Below are 16,743 nucleotides of genomic sequence, written 5' to 3' on the forward strand. Positions count from 1 at the left end.
CTATATAGTGATAGTAGGATGCTGGTGTAATTTAGTTGTTACAAAAAAGTGAAGAATTATTTTTTTACTGATGTACTCCCTGTTTAATTAAACTATTTACTACAAGCCTTTTATATATAAATATTAATTTATACTTTTGCATCCCCGCAGAAAGAACTCCGGGGACAATGTTGAATACATAAAAACAAAAGAATGGCAACTAAGATCAGACTGCAAAGACACGGTAAAAAAGGCAAACCTTTTTATTACATCGTAGTAGCAGATGCCCGTGCTCCAAGAGACGGTCGTTTTATTGAGCGTGTAGGTTCATACAACCCAAACACCAACCCTGCTACAATTGATATCAATTTTGATAAAACATTAGAGTGGGTTAACAATGGCGCACAGCCAACAGACACTTGCCGTGCAATACTGTCTTACAAAGGCGTATTATACAAAAAACACTTACAAGGCGGTGTTAAAAAAGGTGCTTTAACCCAAGAGCAGGCAGAAACCAAGTTTGCGGAGTGGTTAGATCAAAAAGACAGCAAAATAACAGGTAAAAAATCAAATCTTAACGCTGCAAAAGACGAAGCCCGTAAATTGGCTTTAATTGCTGAAGCTAAAAAGAAAGATGATAAAGCTGCAGCTATTGCTGCTAAAAACGCACCTGTAGCTGAAGAAGCAGAAGAAACTGAGGCACCTGCCGAAGAAGCAGCTGCCGATACTGCAGAAAGCGCTGAGTAATTATTTGAACGAAAGTTCTAAAGCAAATGGCGAAGCAACCCACCGGTTCTTCGCCATTGTTATTTAATAACATTTGAATATGAAGACTGAGGATTGTTTCAGGTTAGGGAGTATCCTAAAAACCAAAGGCTTAAAAGGCGAAATGCAGGTGTATATTGATTTTGAGGGCGCAGAAGCCATCAAGATCAAATCTATTTTTGTAGATATTGCCGGCAAGCTGGTGCCTTATTTTGTAAGCTCGATAAAGTTTTTGCAAAAGAACCAGGCCTACCTTAACCTGGAGGACGTAGATACTATTGAGAAAGCCACAATGTTGGTTAAGAAAGATATTTATCTGCCAAATAAAGTAAAGCCCAAAAAGAAAAAAGAAGAATTTACCCTTAAAGATGTTAAAGGCTTTATTGCGGTAGATGAAACCCATGGCGAACTGGGAGAGATACTGGATGTAGTGGAATATCCGCAGCAGTTGATCGCCTCGGTAAACTTTAAAAACAAAGAGGTGCTGTTCCCGCTGAATGTGGAGATCATTAAAGGCATCGATGTAGAAGGCGGTGAGATCTACATTGCCCTGCCGGATGGTTTGCTGGATGTTTACCTGGAAGGATAACGGAATAGAATCAGGATCTTTAGATTCAAGAACCAGGATTAAAACTAATCTCTATTCTCCAATTGCTAATTACTAAATTTGCCCCATGCGTTTTGATATCATATCTGTTTTGCCCGGTTTGCTGGAAAGCCCCTTCGCCCACTCCATTTTACAGCGGGCGCAAAAAAAGGGCATCGCCGAGATTGTGGTGCATAATCTGCGCGATTATGCTGCCGGCAAGCAAAAAAGCGTAGACGACTACCCTTATGGTGGCGGCAGCGGTATGGTAATGGCCATTCCGCCTTTTGCAGCTTGTATCGAAAAGCTGAAAAGAGAGCGCGAGTACGACGAGGTCATCTTTATGTCGCCGGATGGGGAAACGCTGAATCAGAACATAGCTAACCAGCTATCCATCAAGAAGAACATCATGATACTTTGCGGCCATTATAAAGGGATAGACCAGCGCATCCGCGAGATCTACGTTACCCGAGAGATCTCGATAGGCGACTATGTGCTATCCGGCGGCGAACTGCCCGCAGCGGTGCTGGTTGATGCCGTAGTGAGGCTGATACCGGGCGTACTGAGCGATGAGACCTCGGCCTTGTCTGATTCTTTCCAGGATGATATGCTGGATGCCCCGGTTTATACCCGCCCGGCCGACTGGAACGGGCACAAGGTGCCAGACATCCTGTTAAGCGGCAACACCCCTGCCATAGAAAAATGGCGTTTTGAACAAGCTTTAGAGCGCACTAAACAACGCCGGCCCGATCTGTTGGCGTAATTTGGTTAATATTGGCCGGTTAAAATGTGATGTGTTAACTATTTAATAACCACTTACATATTCTTCCCGACCCACTAAAAACCTGCACAGCTTGTGGACAAATAGCAATTTGTGGAAATTTTTAAAATAGGTTTTTAAAATCCAAATAATATCCTTATAATTGCACTCCGATTTTTACGGGTTAAAAATCGCTTTAAGAGCTAAAAATCATGGATTTAGTAAAATTTGTAGAAGAGCAATCAGTAGTTAAGAATACCTTCCCGTCGTTTAAGGCCGGTGACACTGTTAGCGTATATTATAAAATCAGAGAAGGTAACAAAGAACGTATCCAGCTTTACCAGGGTGTTTGCCTGCAGCGCAACAGCGTTGGTAACAGCGAAACTTTTACTGTACGTAAAGTTTCTAACGGTATTGGTGTTGAGCGTATCTTCCCTATCAATTCTCCAAACATTGATAAAATTGAAGTAAACAGTGTTGGTAAAGTACGCCGCGCTAAACTTTACTATCTGCGTGCCCTTACCGGTAAAGCAGCCCGTATCAAATCTAAAAGGGTTTAATTACATTTCGCCTTACGGCGGATACCATATAATATTTAAGAACCTGCCCGTTACTATGGGCGGGTTTTTTTGCGTTGTATTTTAGCTTGGTGAGCCTGTCGAACCATTGGCCGCTTTGCCAAGTCTTCGACATGCTCAGGATGACATTACGAATTTGTCATGGTGAGCTTGTCGAACCATTTGATGATTTAGATAATTCCGGTAATAACTTCCATTGTCCTGCAATAATAGCTTCCTTTTTGGCCCTTCTCCATCCTTTAACTTGTTTCTCAAAGGCAATAGCCTGATTTACATCCGTAAATATTTCATTAAAAACCAACTTTAAAGGCCGCCGTTTGAAAGTATAACATTGAGGATTCTCACCAGTATCATGTTCAGCAATGCGTCTTTCTATATTATTTGTAATCCCTGTGTAGTAGGAGTTATCCCGGCACAGTAAAATATAAACATGATAATTGCTCATACTACTAATATACAGTAATCCATTGATGTACTTTTAAGAGGCTTATTTTAAATTGTCATGGTGAGCTTGTCGAACCATTGGCCGCTTTGCCAAGTCTTCGACACGCTCAGACTGACATATTTGTTTATCCTGTCATGGTGAGCCTGTCGAACCATTAGCCGCTTTGCCAAGTCTTCGACATGCTCAGACGGACATGGTGGGGGTTGTAATGATGGAATGTGTCATGGTGAGCTTGTCGAACCATTAGCCGCTTTATTAATCCTTCGACAAGCTCAGGATGACATGGTGGGGTTGTAATGTTGGATTGTGTCATGGTGGGAATTGTCATGGTGAGCTTGTCGAACCATTAGCCGCTTTATTAATCCTTCGACAAGCTCAGGATGACATGGTGGAGGTTGTAATGTTGGATTGTGTCATAGTGAGCTTGTCGAACCATTAGCCGCTTTATTAATCCTTCGACAAGCTCAGGATGACATGGTGGGGATTGTCATGGTGAGCCTGTCGAACCATTAGCCGATAGATGCTGTTACTTAAAAATACTTTGCGCTTTCTTGATGGTTTTTTCCAGGTTTATCCCTTTGTCGAGTACGCCTTTAAACAGGTCGCCTTCTGTTTTAAGCCTGTCTACAGCGTTATGGATGGTAAAATCTTTCATGGTCAGGCCGGGTTTCACCTCGTCCCAATGCAGGGGCATAGATACCGTTGCACCGGGTTTGGGCCTTAACGAGTATGGGCCGGCAATGGTTGCGCCGGGGCGGTTCTGCAAAAAATCCAGGTACATTTTACCGTCGCGATTTTTTACCATACGCTCTAATGAGGTATAATCGGGGATCTGCCGGTGCACAATGTTCACGATAAGGCGGGCAAACATCTGCGATTGATCGTAATCATACTGAGCCCCCAGCGGGATGTAAATATGCATCCCCGTTGAGCCCGATGTTTTGCAGTAGCCGGGTACATCTATGGCATCCAGCACTTTCTTTACTTCCTGCGCAGCTTCAATTACCTGGTCGAATGTGTTTTTATCCGGATCAAGGTCGATTATACAGTAATCCGGATTGTCTGGCGATTGGATGCGGCTAAACCAGGGGTTCATCTCGATGCAACCTAACGATGCCATCCAAAGCAGGGTGGCTTCATCATGCCCTACCAGGTAATCCTTATCCTCGCCCTCGCTGGTAGTATAGGGGAAGGTGCGCACCCAATCCGGCGATTTGCCGCGCACATCCTTCTGATAAAAGCTTGGCCCGTGGATGCCGTTAGGGAAACGGTTTAAGGATTGAGGCCTGTCTTTTAAATAAGGCAAAATATACTCGGCCACCTGGTAATAATAGTTAAACATATCCCGCTTGGTAATGCTGTCTTCGGGCCAGTAAACCTTGCTCAGGTGGGTAAACTTCAGGTCGTGCCCGCAGATCTTTTTAACCTGCGTTTCTTCCTTAGGATTAAGCAGCGTACGTTTCACCGTTTCCTTTGGCGCGTTAACCAGCTTGTGTTTGGCTGTAACCGGCTCCTTTGGGGCCTTTGGCTTATCCTCTTCTACCATTTCCGCGGTATCGGCCTCCGTTTCGCGCACTATATCTTTAGCCTTTTTATCCACCCGCATGCCTTCAAAAGATGGGTGGCGAAAAACACCATCGCTGGTCACCTCGGCAAAGCTAACCTCGCAAACCAGTTGCGGCTTTAGCCAGGTTGCTTTAGCCCTGGGCGGGTTTGGCCGAAAGCGCGATGGTTTGTTTACATCCGGCTCGCTGGTAAAAGGCACTTTATCTACAATCAGCGGCTCAAACATGGCCATCATTTCTTTTTGCAGCTTATCTGAAAAGCCCGTGCCCACCTTGCCTACATACTGAAACTTGCCATCTTCGTAAACCCCCAGTAAAAGCGAACTGAATTGCTTGGCGGTACCCGCATTTTTGGTAAAGCCGCCAATCACCACTTCCTGGCGCTTGTTTATCTTTATCTTCAGCCAATCTTTTGACCGGTTATTGGTTAAATAAGTGCTGCTTGCCCGCTTGGCCATAATCCCCTCTAAACCCAATTTGCCGGCAGCCTCAAAAAATTCGGTGCCGTTGGCTTTAAAGGTCTGGCTCAGGCGTATGCGGTCGTCATCCGTCGGGATCACCTCTTTCATAACGGCCTGGCGTTCTGCCAGGGGCAGCTCCATCAGGTTTTTACCCTCATACCAAAGCAGGTCAAAAATGTAAAGCACCAGTTCGCCGTCGGCCTCGCTGCGCCAGTTTTGCAGTGCGCCAAAGTTTGATACGCCCTTATCGTTCAGCACCAGTATTTCGCCATCAACTACGGCGTTCAGCTTCCAGCTTTCCAGCAGTTTTTTAAGCGGGTAATATTTCTCGTTAAAATCTTTGTTATTGCGCGATAGCAGCTGCACCTCGCCTTTATTGATAAACCCAAGTGTGCGGTAGCCGTCCCACTTCACCTCGTAGATCCAGTCGGGGTCATCAAAGGGCTCGTTCACCAGGGTGGCCAGCATCGGCTTTATACCGGTAGGAACTTTGCCCTTAGGCGCTTTCTTTAAAATCGCGTTAGTATCTGTCTTTTTACCGGCCGGTGTTTCCTCAGCCTCATCAGATAGCTCTTCTATAGGTTGGTGCAGTTTTTTTTTAGATGAGGCCTTCTTTTTGGGCTGTTCGTCTTCTACATCCTGCTCTTCGCCATCCTTCCAAACCTTCTCGCTGGTTTTTTCCATTTTTTCGATGGTTTTGCCGGAGCGCACCGATCTGTCTTTTTTCGTGATATCCGTAGTGGATGCAAAATCATCTTTATGCTTGATGAGCAGCCAGCCGTTCTCGCCCATGCCGTGGGTTTTTACCAGGGCGTACTCACCTTCCAGTTTTTCGCCGTGGAGCTTTATTTTAAGCGAACCCTCTTTTAACTGCTTCAGCAGATGTTTTTCCTGTGCTTTTTTACCCTTAATTTCTTCTATAGGTTCATACGTGCCCTCGTCCCATACAATAACAGTACCCCCACCATATTCGCCCTGCGGAATGATGCCCTCGAAGTTGCGATAGTCGAACGGATGATCTTCTACCATCATGGCCAGGCGTTTGTTCTTAGGGTCGGTAGAGGGGCCTTTAGGTACCGCCCAGCTTTTTAATACGCCATCCATCTCCAGCCTGAAATCGTAGTGCAGGCGCGATGCATCGTGCTTCTGGATCACAAACATCAGCTTGTCCTTATCCTTGCTTTTACCGGCTTTGGGTTCTGTGGTTTTTGTAAAATCACGTTTTTTTGCATATTTCTCCAGGCTCATAACTAATTAACAGCCAGCCTTAATTAAGGTTTGAAAATTTTAATTAGCAATTAATTACCGGGGCTATTCCGGTTCGATCTCAATCAGCGACAGGTAGTTACCGGCAGGATCTTTAAACCAGGCGATGGTTGGACCGCCGTTTCCTTTAGCTACGCCATGCTCGTCTGTTTTCAGGTACTCGCTGTCGTAGATCTCGAACCGAACGCCGCGGGCGGTCAGCTCTTTTACCGCTGCTTCCACATCTGCCACCGGGAAGTTCAGGATGGTATAGGTAGCGGGCTGATGATCTTGTTTGGGATAAACCAAAATGTTGTTCTCATTGCCATTGATGTGAATGGTGAGCATGCCACCCATGTCTTCTGTTTTATTCACCGGCAGGCCTAAAGTTTCACCATAAAATTTGTGGGCGGCATCAATGTCGTTAACCGAAAAACCGCTGAATGCTTTTGAATTTTTTAACATATCCTATGATTTTGGTGTAATGATTAAACAACACAAAAAACCTGCCGTTTATTGGAACAACAAGGGCGAATGAAGGGCGAAAAAAAGACGTTCCGGGGCGTTTTAGATCCCTATATTTTCCAGGTATTTATACCCGCTGCCGGTATTTACCAGCACCACCGTTTCGCCGGGTTTTATCCAGCCGGTGGCTTTTAGTTTTTTATAGGCCTGCCATAAAGCGGCGCCTTCGGGGGCAATCAGCATGCCTTCGTGGCGGGCAATTTCTTTAACGCCATCATTCATTTCGCTATCGCTGATGGATAGAGCTGTGCCGTTGCTATCGCGCAGCACTTTTAATATTATTTTATCGGCAAATGATTTGGGTACACGCAGGCCGTTGGCTATGGTAAAGCCGCCATCAACAAATTCGGCATGGGTTTGGCCGCTGTTAAAGGCCGTTACAATACCGTTGCAGCTTTGGGATTGTACCGCTACCATACGGGGGCGCTTACTGCCTATCCAGCCCAGTTGCTCCAACTCGTCAAAGGCCTTCCAGATTCCGATAAGGCCTGTACCGCCGCCTGTAGGGTAAAATACCACATCGGGCAGCTGCCAGTTAAACTGTTCGGCAATTTCAAAACCCATTGTTTTTTTGCCTTCCAACCGATAGGGTTCTTTCAGTGTGGAGATCTGGAACCAGCCGTGTTCTGCAGCTCCTTCTGCCACCAGTTTGCCGCAATCGGCAATATTGCCGTCTACCTCTATCAGCCGGGCGCTATACAGCCGGCATTCGTCCTTAAACACCTGCGGCGTTAATTTGGGCATATAAACAATCGCATTTATACCGGCACGGGCCGCATAAGCCGCTAAAGCGCCCCCTGCGTTACCAGCTGTGGGTATCGCAATGGTTTTTATACCCAATTCCTTTGCTTTGGATACGGCCATGCCAATCCCTCTTGCTTTAAAAGATCCGGTAGGGTTACCCGCTTCGTTCTTCCAGTAAACCAGGTTGCCATCGGTATCTTTGGCCAGGTTCTTTATCGGGATAATCGGCGTAAAGCCCTCTCCCATAGTTACTATGTTTTCCGCACCAGTAACCGGCAGCAGTTCGCGGTAGCGCCACATACTATTAAGGCGGCCTTTTAGTACCAGTCTATCCAGCGGCTGGCCAAGGTCATACTGCGCAAAAAGGGTACTATTACAACCCTCTTTGGTACAGAATGTATTGCTTACAAAGGCATTATAGATTGCACCGCATGCCGGGCATTTCAAATTTATAAGTAACGACCCGGTGCCGGCAGCAACATTAGTTTCCATGTTATAAATAAAGTATCTGCTTACTTAACCGCAAGTATCCTGCCTTTATTTTAAGGCACTGATAAAGCCGGTAAATACTTCCTTTTTTAAGCCTGCGGAATTACAATTCGTAAAGCGAGCCCTTTAATTTAAATGTGGTACCTGGCAATGATGCAGCAACCGAAATCTCGGGGATGTTTACGATCAGCTTACCGTTTGTATTTATAATTACCTCTGCAGAAACATCGCTTCCGCCCAGGTAATACAGTACGCCGCCGGCTGCATCGGTAACCGTAACGCGGCATTGATTTTCTGTAAGCGCAGCCGAACCGGCTACAATTGTATAAGTACCGCCCTTCACAGGCAGGGTATTAAACTCAACCTTTACAGCATCTTTTGATCCGCCGGCGTTGTCTTTAAATATAATCGCATTGGCTGTCCGCCCGGCCTGATCTATTGTGTGTTCGGTACTATTTATAAAATAGCTGTTACCTGGTAAATCCGGGGTATAACCATCTTTTGTACAGGCAGCTATCATAAACAGCGCCGAAATCATTATTAATAATAGTGCTTTTTTCATGTTAAATGTTTTTTGTTGCGGGTAAATATCCGCTTTTTATCTAATGGTTTAAAATACTTATTCAATATAACGATTGCGCCCGGCTAAAACCTTTTTGTTTAAAAACAGTTTAAGGTATTGACAATTAAATTTTTAACAAAAATTTTATATTTATGAAAATCCGAATATTGATACCCTCGTTATTTGTTTTGGCGGTGGTAGCCTCTGGCTGCGTAAGTAATAAAAAGTATAAAGAATTACAGGCTAATTACGACAAGCTGGATAGCAATACCCGCAATCTGCGCGGAAAATACCTGCTTACCGAACGTAATTTAGGCATCTCTACAGAACGAGTGAAAAGCCTTGACGAGCAGCTTGCATCTGAACGGGCCAACAACAAGCAGCTGCAATCGGCCCTTGATAAGTGCTTAACTTCCAGCGGGCAGGGCAATGTGAACATTTCCAAGCTGGTTGACGAGATCAACAGTTCTAACCGGTACATTCAGCAACTGGTTAACGCTAAAAACAAAAGCGACTCGCTGAATATGGTGCTTACCAACAACCTTACCCGGTCTTTAAGCCAATCGGAAATGCAGGATGTTGACGTAAAAGTGCTTAAAGGTGTGGTATATGTTTCACTGGCTGATAACATGCTATATAAATCTGGCAGTTACGAGCTTACCGACAAAGCCGGCGAAACCTTAAGCAAAATTGCCAAGATCATTAAAGATTACAACAATTATGATGTATTGATTGAAGGTAACACAGACAATGTACCCATCACGATGAAAAACATCCGCAACAACTGGGACCTAAGCGCCTTAAGGGCATCATCTGTAGTAATGGCCTTGCAAACCACTTACCAGGTAGACCCCAAACGTTTAACAGCGGGTGGCCGCGGCGAATACAACCCTATTGCCGATAACAGCACAGCTGCAGGCAAGGCACAAAACAGGCGTACACAAATTATCATTACCCCAAAACTCGATCAGTTTATGGACCTGATAGGTAAAGCGCCCGAGTCGGCCCCTGTAAAACAATAAGTTGACACGATTTGAATTAAACAAAAAACCCGCTTGATATGCGGGTTTTTTGTTTTGTATGTCGGGATGGCAGGATTTGAACCTACGACCTCCAGCACCCCATGCTGGCGCGATACCGGGCTACGCTACATCCCGAAATTTTATGTTTACTTCAAATAAACGCTGCAAATATAATAAGTTGCGGTTTAAAGGCTAAAAAGCTTTTAAAAAATCTAAGGCGATATCAGAGTTTTTAAACTCATCGCTTTCCAACACCTCTTTTTCCATATGAAAAAAGCTGATCAGATCCGGATGAGCATCCAGGTCTACATTTTCAAACTTCATACTCCAGTTGTTAAACCTTCTTTCTTTTAAATCGGCTTCTTTCAGCAGGGTTACTTGAGTATGGCGGGCATCTTTTTTTATTTTATTAAAGATCCATTGCACCTCCTCCTGCTTCCCTTCCAGCACCTGCATAAATCGCGCTTCAACACGGCCATTTACCGAGCCTTCAATATAGGCCAACATACCCGTTAGGCCATGCGATTCATTCCACGTACGCGACTCTGTAAGCAATTGCTCTAAATCGCTTTTCTGCATAAGTTTGGTAGCCGTGCTAAAATAAATTAAGTAGTATAACATATAGCTGTTGTTTAAACTTTTAAATATATAATTATAATAACAGTATTAAACGCTTGATCAATTGGAGCTTACGCCCCGTTCACATAATTTTTGCTTATAAATGTTTGTAACTGCTTCTACGTTAACAATACCGATGCCAAAAATATGACGTTCCCCGTGGAACTTAAGCTAACATTTTAAGGATTAAAGCGCCTGTAAATGGTGCTCATTTACTGCCATAACATTTTGCTGTTGCTTTAATTTTTCTTTACGCTGATAGCGAAAATGCAGCAGGCCGATAAGCAGGGCTGCAATACCCTCGCATAAAATGGTATTAGGCGCACCGATCCATTTAGATACAGAGCCTACAAGCAGCCCGCCTATGGGCTGGAGCCCGAAAAAAGCCATTGCATAAAAGCTGATAACCCGCCCGCGCATCCCCGGTTCAACGGTGGTTTGAATCAGTGTATTGCTGATGGTTATCTGCGACATCATCCCGAAGCCGGCAATCGTTGCAAATACCAGCGCCAGCCAATACGTATTTTCGTGCGAGAAAAGCAGCAGGCCAATCCCAAATACAAGCGTGTTGAAGCCCAGGATCTTTTTAAGATTGCTCCCTGCCTTTAGCGACGCCAGGAATATTGCCCCGCTAAACGCCCCCAGCCCTATTACGCTATCAATAACCCCAAAAGTGGTGGCATTCCCTTTAAAAACCTCGCGCGCATAGTAGGGTATCAAGGTACTAAATGGCAGCACCAGCAGGCTAATCAATCCCAGCATCAATATCACAAAAGAGATGGATGGCGTAGCTTTAAGATAGGCAAAGCCCTCTTTTAGTTCGCCAAATACATTTTTGGGGTGTTTAGTTTCTACATACCGGGGCAGGCGCATCATCATCAATGACCCTATTACGGCAATAAAGCTTATCGCATTCAGCCCAAAACAAAACCCATCGCCCCAGTACTCTAAAACAAACCCGGCAATGCCTGGCCCTATTAACCGCGACAGGTTTACCATGGATGAATTAAGGGCCAATGCGTTGGGCAGGTCCTTTTTATCTTCTATCATCTCATAAACCAAAGATTGCCTTGCCGGCACATCAAACGCATTAATAATGCCCAATAACACACTTAGAGCAAGTATCTCCCATACGGCATAGTGCTTTAGCAGAATAAGCACGGCCAGCAGGGTTGCCTGTACCATAGATGCCACCTGCGTGGTTAACAAAACCTTGTAACGGTTATACCTGTCAGACACCACGCCGCCAAACAGGGATAATACAAAAGAGGGGAACTGGCTGGCAAACAAGGTTAGCCCCAGCATAAAGGTAGAATGGGTAAGCGTGTAAATAACCCAGCTTACGGCTGTTTTTTGCATCCAGGTACCAATTAACGATACGGATTGCCCGGCAAAATATAAACGATAATTACGGCTGCGGAAAGCGTTAAAGGTAGTAATATTCATATTATAATTATTCAACGACAAAAATTGCGCGGTAATTGTTTTTTGCCCGCTATGTGTTATTTATATTACGATGTTGTGGCATTTGGTTTGCGCTATTCAAAATGATTTTAAATACCTAAAATATACCCTTATCAATATTAATTAATACTTTAATTTCGTTTTATTGTGTAAGTTGGCAGCTTAACCCAAATATGACCCAGGCCGAAAACTATGACCTGTTGATTGAAAAGATCAACACATTTATTCGCAAATACCATTATAACAACCTGCTGCGCGGGCTGATATTTTTGGGTGCAGGTATATTTTCGGCCTATGTAGTAATTACCCTGCTGGAGTATTTTGGCAATTTTAACACCACCTTGCGCACCGTTCTGTTCTATTTTTTTATTGTGCTGAATGTGGGTTTAATTGTTTGGTTGGTTTTACCGCCACTTTTAGCAGGTTTAAAGCTGCGTAAAACGTTAACACATGATGAAGCTGCCGAGATAATTGGCCGGCATTTTAATGATGTGCACGATAAGCTGCTTAACACGCTGCAGCTAAAAAAGCAGGCGGCAGAAAACCCTTCACACCGCGAGCTGATAGAGGCCAGTATCAACCAAAAAATAGAAGCCTTAAACCCGGTTAGTTTTCCATCTGCTATTAATATTCGCGAGAACAGCAAATATTTAAAATGGGTTATCCCGCCCGCGGCCATCATTTGCATTATTGCCTTTGCTGCCCCATCGGTTTTAACAGAAAGCACCAAAAGGCTTATCAGGCATAACGAGTATTTTGCGCCTGTAGCCCCTTTTCAGTTTGTACTGCTAAATAAAAACCTGTCTGTGGTACAAGGCGAAAATTACAAACTGGACCTGAAACTAACCGGTGATAACCTGCCTAATGACGTTTATGTAGAAACAGCCAGCACTACTTTTAAGCTGGATAAAGATAATATCAGCCGCTTTCATTACCTGTTTACTAATTTACAGCAAAATACAGCCTTTAAATTAACGGGCAACGGTTTTGCATCTGTGCCTTACGAGATAAAAGTTAACCGGAAACCCGTGCTGCTGCATTTTGATGCCGGGCTGGTGTATCCCGCCTATCTCCGTAAAAAAAATGAGACTGTTGCCAATGCCGGCGATCTGACGCTACCGGCCGGTACTATTGTAAACTGGCAGTTTCATACGCAAAACGCATCTTCGGTTTTATTTACGATGGATGGGGCTCACAAAACTATTGAGCCCAAAAACAGTGATGTATTTGAACATCGAGAGCGGATCCTCAAAACCACCGCCTATCAGGTTAGCCCCGTAAATGACCGGGTACGCCGAAGCGATTCTGCCGGTTATCGTATTAATGTAATTGCCGATGAAGCCCCGGCTATTGAAGTGCAGGAAAAGCCCGATTCGGTAAGTATGAAGGCTTTTTATTTTAACGGCCGCGTACAGGACGACCACGGCTTTTCATCGCTAAAATTTTACTATAAAACGGGCGGCAAAGGGGCAGAACGATTATTAAGTAACCCTGTAAAGGCTGATTTGAATGCTTTGCAGTCGGCTTTTTTTTACTACTGGGATTTGAAAGATCTGGGCATTAAACCCGGCGATGTGGTTACCTATTACTTTGAAGTAGCCGATAACGACGGTGTTAACGGCCATAAAACAGCCCGAACGCCCGAACGTACCCTGAATATACCCGATGCGGCGGCATTGGCCGATCAGCTTAACGCCGGCACTAACGCGGTAAAAGAAAAAATGCAATCGGCAGTAAAACTTGCTGCGCAGATAGAAAAAAGCGCGCAAAAGCTAAATCAATCGCTGTTAGATAAAACTGACCTTTCTTTTGATGAGAAAAAACAGGTGGAAGAATTATTGCAAAAACGTAAAGACCTGGATGAACTGGTGAAAGATATACAGGCCGATAATAAAAAGAACCTGTATAACCGCCAGGAAAATCAGCAGCAAACGCAGGAATTGATGGACATGCAAAAGCAAATAGAAAATTTGTTTAACAACGTGCTTGACGATAAAACCAAAGAAATGCTGCAAAAACTGCAGCAGCTACTGCAAGAAAGCCAAAAAGACGGCACCCGCGATGAGCTTTCTAAAATGCAGATGGATAATAAATCATTAAAAAAGGAACTCGACCGGATATTGGACCTGTACAAAAAATTAGACTTTGAACAAAAGCTGAACCAGAATATCAACCAACTGAACCAGCTGGCGCAGGAGCAGCAAAAACTGGCCGGGCAAACACAAAAAGCGGGCGATAATGATAAAAACCTGCAACAGCAGCAAAAGCTGAACCAGCAGTTTGATGATATTAAAAAATCGTTGGATGAGCTGCAGAAAGAGAATGAAAAAGGCGGTAACAAACAGGAGTTTAAAAACCCGGATGCCGAAAAGCAGGCCATTGATGAGCAAATGGATAAAAGCACCGACGCTTTAAAAAAGAACAACCGCCCGCAAGCCTCCAAAGCGCAGCAGCAGGCGGCCAAACAAATGAAACAATTGGCCGATAAGATGCAAAACGATGACGCCGAAGGCCAGGAAAGCCAGAATGCTGTTGATGCCCGCCAATTGCGCGAGTTGTTAAAATCGTTGGTTAATAGTTCTTTTAACCAGGAAAAAATAATGCAGCAATTACGCGGCACAAGCCCTACCGACCCTAATTATATTAGTTTGGCACAAAGGCAAAAAGATATTAAAGACAATTTAAAAACAGCCGAGGATAGCTTATATTCGTTAAGCCGGCGTATCCCGCAAATACAATCAACTGTAAATAAAGAGATTACAGGTATTAACGGGCAGATTGACCAGTCGCTTGAAAACTTAGGTGAACGCAAAACGCCCGAAGCGTTGCGCAACCAGCAATTTGCCATGACGGGGATGAACAATTTGGCACTGCTATTGAGTGAAGCGCTTGAGCAATTGCAAAAACAAAAAAATAAGAGCGGTAAGGGTAAAGGCAAACAGCAATCTTTATCGCAATTAAGCAAAATGCAGCAGCAGCTAAATCAAAACATGCAAAAAGCCCGCGAGGGGATGCAAAAAACGGGTAATATGCCGCAGGGTAATGGCGGGCAGCAGGGCATGAGCGAGCAATTTGCAAAAATGGCCCGCCAGCAGCAAATGATACGGGAATCGTTACAACAAATAAATAAAGAGAGCAATAAGGACGGGGCCGGCGGTTTGGGAGATCTGGATAAAATATCAAAAGAAATGGAACAAACTGAGAACGATCTCGTAAACAAGAAAATTACAAATGAAGCGTTAAAGAGGCAACAGCAGATACAAACACGTTTGCTTGAAGCTGAAAAAGCAGAACAGGAAAGAGAGCAGGACCAAAAGAGAGAGAGCCGGGCGGCAGGCAATATGCCACCGGGGTATATTAAAGCTTTGCAGGATTATGAGCAGGTTAAGTCAAAGCAAACAGAGCAGATAAAAACAGTGCCTGCGGCGCTTAACTTGTACTACAGGCAAAAAATAAAAACATACTTTGATCAACTTAATGGAAAATGATATGGCACAGGCAAATGTTCAGACAGGTGAACTTTATACATTACAACTTCCGTCAAAACACGAAAGCATAACACAGCTGGAGGCTTTGATTGAAGAGGTAGCGGATAAATATCAGGTGGCCGAAGATGTTTTTGCCAACATGATGACCTGCCTTAACGAGGCGGTTATTAATGCTATTATACATGGCAATAAATTAAACCCCGATAAAAAAGTTTTTGTAAACGTAGAGGCCGACCCCAAACGGATCATCTGGACCGTAACAGACGAGGGTGCAGGCTTTGATTATAATAACCTGGCCGACCCTACAGCTGCAGACCGGCTGGAAGAACTGACCGGCCGTGGGGTGTTTATTTTAAAACATCTTGCAGATCAATGCATTTTTAATGCAAGCGGTAACGAGGTTGAACTACATTTTAAGATATAAATGCCGGCCATTACCTTCCACGAGGAAGACATCAGTTACACGTTAAAAAACAAAACAGCCGTACGCAAATGGATAACAGACACCATTACTGCCGAAGGTTATAAACTGAACGAGCTTACCTACATTTTTTGCACTGATGAATATCTGCTGCAGATCAATCAGCTGTACCTGGATCACGATACTTATACCGATATCATTACCTTTGATAATTCGGAACAAGAAGGCGTAATTGCCGGTGACATCTTTATTTCGATAGAACGCATTAGGGATAATGCCGCCAAGTTTGGCGTTACCGATACACAGGAATTACATCGTGTTATCATTCACGGTACGCTTCATTTGCTGGGTTATTTGGATAAATCGCCGGCCGACAAGAAAAAAATGACGCAGAAAGAAGATTTCTATTTAGATAAAAGAGGTTTTTAATAGCTAATTTTACATCTGTAATTCAATTATCTCCGTAATTCACTCACATCAAATTCTAAAAAATGAAATTACTTACATTAATATGCGCTATGATGTTTATTACATCGGCTCCCACATCGGTTTATACCTTTAAACTAAAAACTATTGATGGGCAAGATTTTTCGCTGGCTAAATACAAAGGCAAAAAGTTACTTATTGTAAACACTGCCTCAAAATGCGGTTTTACACCACAGTACGCCGAATTACAGAAACTTGCCGACCAGTACAAAGACAAATTGGTTGTGGTTGGCTTCCCGGCTAATAATTTTGGAGGGCAGGAACCCGGCACCAACAGCGAAGTAAAAGAGTTTTGCCAGAAAAACTTTGGTGTTACCTTCCCGCTAAGTTCAAAAGTAAGTGTTAAGGGCGATGATATAGCGCCGATATTTGCTTATTTAACCAAAGAACCGAACCCGGATTTTACAGGCGAGATTAAATGGAACTTTGAAAAGTTTTTGATAGACGAGAACGGCAAGCTGATACACCGCTACCGCTCAACTACAAAACCTTTGTCTGACGAGATAACCAAAGCATTATAAAACAAAAAGGGAAGCTGTT

General features: G+C 44.0%; 16 protein-coding genes and 1 tRNA gene. 9 read left to right on the forward strand and 8 right to left on the reverse strand.

Annotated features, from left to right (window positions below; all coding sequences use genetic code 11):
- Window positions 1–192: 192 nt before the first annotated feature.
- From E2R65_RS08750 to rplS, 4 genes are all read left to right on the forward strand, one after another.
- On the forward strand, window positions 193–726 hold the full coding sequence (locus E2R65_RS08750) for a 30S ribosomal protein S16 (protein WP_134336118.1): 534 nt from the start codon (window positions 193–195) through the stop codon (window positions 724–726).
- Window positions 727–805: 79 nt separating this feature from the next.
- Window positions 806–1,333, forward strand: coding sequence for a ribosome maturation factor RimM (rimM, locus tag E2R65_RS08755; protein ID WP_134336119.1), 528 nt, complete (start codon window positions 806–808; stop codon window positions 1,331–1,333).
- Between the two features lie 85 nt (window positions 1,334–1,418).
- Complete coding sequence (gene trmD, locus E2R65_RS08760; protein ID WP_134336120.1) at window positions 1,419–2,093, forward strand: tRNA (guanosine(37)-N1)-methyltransferase TrmD; 675 nt, start codon at window positions 1,419–1,421, stop codon at window positions 2,091–2,093.
- Between the two features lie 209 nt (window positions 2,094–2,302).
- Complete coding sequence (gene rplS / locus E2R65_RS08765) at window positions 2,303–2,650, forward strand: 50S ribosomal protein L19 (protein ID WP_121245424.1); 348 nt, start codon at window positions 2,303–2,305, stop codon at window positions 2,648–2,650.
- A 157-nt stretch (window positions 2,651–2,807) separates the two neighbouring features.
- On the opposite strand, the gene E2R65_RS08770 is transcribed toward rplS, so the two are convergent.
- From E2R65_RS08770 to E2R65_RS08790, 5 genes are all read right to left on the reverse strand, one after another.
- Window positions 2,808–3,113 (reverse strand): GIY-YIG nuclease family protein, encoded by a 306-nt coding sequence (locus E2R65_RS08770; protein ID WP_134336121.1) that lies wholly within the window; start codon window positions 3,111–3,113, stop codon window positions 2,808–2,810.
- Between the two features lie 526 nt (window positions 3,114–3,639).
- The gene (gene ligD / locus E2R65_RS08775; RefSeq protein ID WP_134336122.1) at window positions 3,640–6,387 is read right to left on the reverse strand and encodes a DNA ligase D; all 2,748 of its coding nucleotides are present in this window, start codon (window positions 6,385–6,387) and stop codon (window positions 3,640–3,642) included.
- Window positions 6,388–6,450: 63 nt separating this feature from the next.
- Window positions 6,451–6,849 carry a VOC family protein gene (locus tag E2R65_RS08780; RefSeq protein WP_134336123.1) on the reverse strand — a complete coding sequence of 133 codons (399 nt, stop codon included), beginning with the start codon at window positions 6,847–6,849 and terminating at the stop codon, window positions 6,451–6,453.
- 102 nt (window positions 6,850–6,951) lie between these two features.
- Window positions 6,952–8,145 carry a threonine synthase gene (locus tag E2R65_RS08785; protein WP_134336124.1) on the reverse strand — a complete coding sequence of 398 codons (1,194 nt, stop codon included), beginning with the start codon at window positions 8,143–8,145 and terminating at the stop codon, window positions 6,952–6,954.
- 100 nt (window positions 8,146–8,245) lie between these two features.
- On the reverse strand, window positions 8,246–8,704 hold the full coding sequence (locus E2R65_RS08790) for a hypothetical protein (RefSeq protein WP_134336125.1): 459 nt from the start codon (window positions 8,702–8,704) through the stop codon (window positions 8,246–8,248).
- A gap of 152 nt (window positions 8,705–8,856) precedes the next feature.
- Between E2R65_RS08790 and E2R65_RS08795 the strand changes: the two genes are divergently transcribed.
- Window positions 8,857–9,726 (forward strand): OmpA/MotB family protein, encoded by an 870-nt coding sequence (locus E2R65_RS08795; RefSeq protein WP_134336126.1) that lies wholly within the window; start codon window positions 8,857–8,859, stop codon window positions 9,724–9,726.
- Window positions 9,727–9,787: 61 nt separating this feature from the next.
- On the opposite strand, the gene E2R65_RS08800 is transcribed toward E2R65_RS08795, so the two are convergent.
- From E2R65_RS08800 to E2R65_RS08810, 3 genes are all read right to left on the reverse strand, one after another.
- A tRNA-Pro gene (locus tag E2R65_RS08800) sits at window positions 9,788–9,861 on the reverse strand.
- Window positions 9,862–9,918: 57 nt separating this feature from the next.
- A complete protein-coding gene (locus tag E2R65_RS08805; protein WP_134336127.1) occupies window positions 9,919–10,347 on the reverse strand; it encodes a BLUF domain-containing protein in 429 nt (142 codons plus the stop codon).
- 183 nt (window positions 10,348–10,530) lie between these two features.
- A complete protein-coding gene (locus tag E2R65_RS08810) occupies window positions 10,531–11,790 on the reverse strand; it encodes an MFS transporter (RefSeq protein ID WP_134336128.1) in 1,260 nt (419 codons plus the stop codon).
- A 191-nt stretch (window positions 11,791–11,981) separates the two neighbouring features.
- On the opposite strand from E2R65_RS08810, the gene E2R65_RS08815 reads away from it, so the two are divergent.
- From E2R65_RS08815 to E2R65_RS08830, 4 genes are all read left to right on the forward strand, one after another.
- A complete protein-coding gene (locus tag E2R65_RS08815) occupies window positions 11,982–15,296 on the forward strand; it encodes a DUF4175 family protein (RefSeq protein WP_134336129.1) in 3,315 nt (1,104 codons plus the stop codon).
- The gene (locus E2R65_RS08820) at window positions 15,286–15,720 is read left to right on the forward strand and encodes an ATP-binding protein (protein WP_229704627.1); all 435 of its coding nucleotides are present in this window, start codon (window positions 15,286–15,288) and stop codon (window positions 15,718–15,720) included. Before E2R65_RS08815 ends, E2R65_RS08820 begins: the two co-directional genes overlap by 11 nt.
- Window positions 15,721–16,146 (forward strand): rRNA maturation RNase YbeY, encoded by a 426-nt coding sequence (ybeY, locus tag E2R65_RS08825; RefSeq protein ID WP_134336130.1) that lies wholly within the window; start codon window positions 15,721–15,723, stop codon window positions 16,144–16,146.
- 62 nt (window positions 16,147–16,208) lie between these two features.
- Entirely contained in the window at window positions 16,209–16,724 is a 516-nt protein-coding gene (locus tag E2R65_RS08830) for a glutathione peroxidase (protein ID WP_134336131.1), read from the forward strand.
- Window positions 16,725–16,743: the final 19 nt, after the last annotated feature.

Origin of the sequence: Mucilaginibacter phyllosphaerae (assembly GCF_004378255.1) — a bacterium.
Taxonomy (GTDB): Bacteria; Bacteroidota; Bacteroidia; order Sphingobacteriales; family Sphingobacteriaceae; genus Mucilaginibacter; species Mucilaginibacter phyllosphaerae.

Bases quoted from the DNA above. Each gene is read 5' to 3' on its own strand.
- E2R65_RS08750 (WP_134336118.1), top strand. From the start codon at position 193: ATGGCAACTAAGATCAGACTGCAAAGACACGGTAAAAAAGGCAAACCT.
- rimM (WP_134336119.1), top strand. From the start codon at position 806: ATGAAGACTGAGGATTGTTTCAGGTTAGGGAGTATCCTAAAAACCAAA.
- trmD (WP_134336120.1), top strand. From the start codon at position 1,419: ATGCGTTTTGATATCATATCTGTTTTGCCCGGTTTGCTGGAAAGCCCC.
- rplS (WP_121245424.1), top strand. From the start codon at position 2,303: ATGGATTTAGTAAAATTTGTAGAAGAGCAATCAGTAGTTAAGAATACC.
- E2R65_RS08770 (WP_134336121.1), bottom strand. From the start codon at position 3,113: ATGAGCAATTATCATGTTTATATTTTACTGTGCCGGGATAACTCCTAC.
- ligD (WP_134336122.1), bottom strand. From the start codon at position 6,387: ATGAGCCTGGAGAAATATGCAAAAAAACGTGATTTTACAAAAACCACA.
- E2R65_RS08780 (WP_134336123.1), bottom strand. From the start codon at position 6,849: ATGTTAAAAAATTCAAAAGCATTCAGCGGTTTTTCGGTTAACGACATT.
- E2R65_RS08785 (WP_134336124.1), bottom strand. From the start codon at position 8,145: ATGGAAACTAATGTTGCTGCCGGCACCGGGTCGTTACTTATAAATTTG.
- E2R65_RS08790 (WP_134336125.1), bottom strand. From the start codon at position 8,704: ATGAAAAAAGCACTATTATTAATAATGATTTCGGCGCTGTTTATGATA.
- E2R65_RS08795 (WP_134336126.1), top strand. From the start codon at position 8,857: ATGAAAATCCGAATATTGATACCCTCGTTATTTGTTTTGGCGGTGGTA.
- E2R65_RS08805 (WP_134336127.1), bottom strand. From the start codon at position 10,347: ATGTTATACTACTTAATTTATTTTAGCACGGCTACCAAACTTATGCAG.
- E2R65_RS08810 (WP_134336128.1), bottom strand. From the start codon at position 11,790: ATGAATATTACTACCTTTAACGCTTTCCGCAGCCGTAATTATCGTTTA.
- E2R65_RS08815 (WP_134336129.1), top strand. From the start codon at position 11,982: ATGACCCAGGCCGAAAACTATGACCTGTTGATTGAAAAGATCAACACA.
- E2R65_RS08820 (WP_229704627.1), top strand. From the start codon at position 15,286: ATGGAAAATGATATGGCACAGGCAAATGTTCAGACAGGTGAACTTTAT.
- ybeY (WP_134336130.1), top strand. From the start codon at position 15,721: ATGCCGGCCATTACCTTCCACGAGGAAGACATCAGTTACACGTTAAAA.
- E2R65_RS08830 (WP_134336131.1), top strand. From the start codon at position 16,209: ATGAAATTACTTACATTAATATGCGCTATGATGTTTATTACATCGGCT.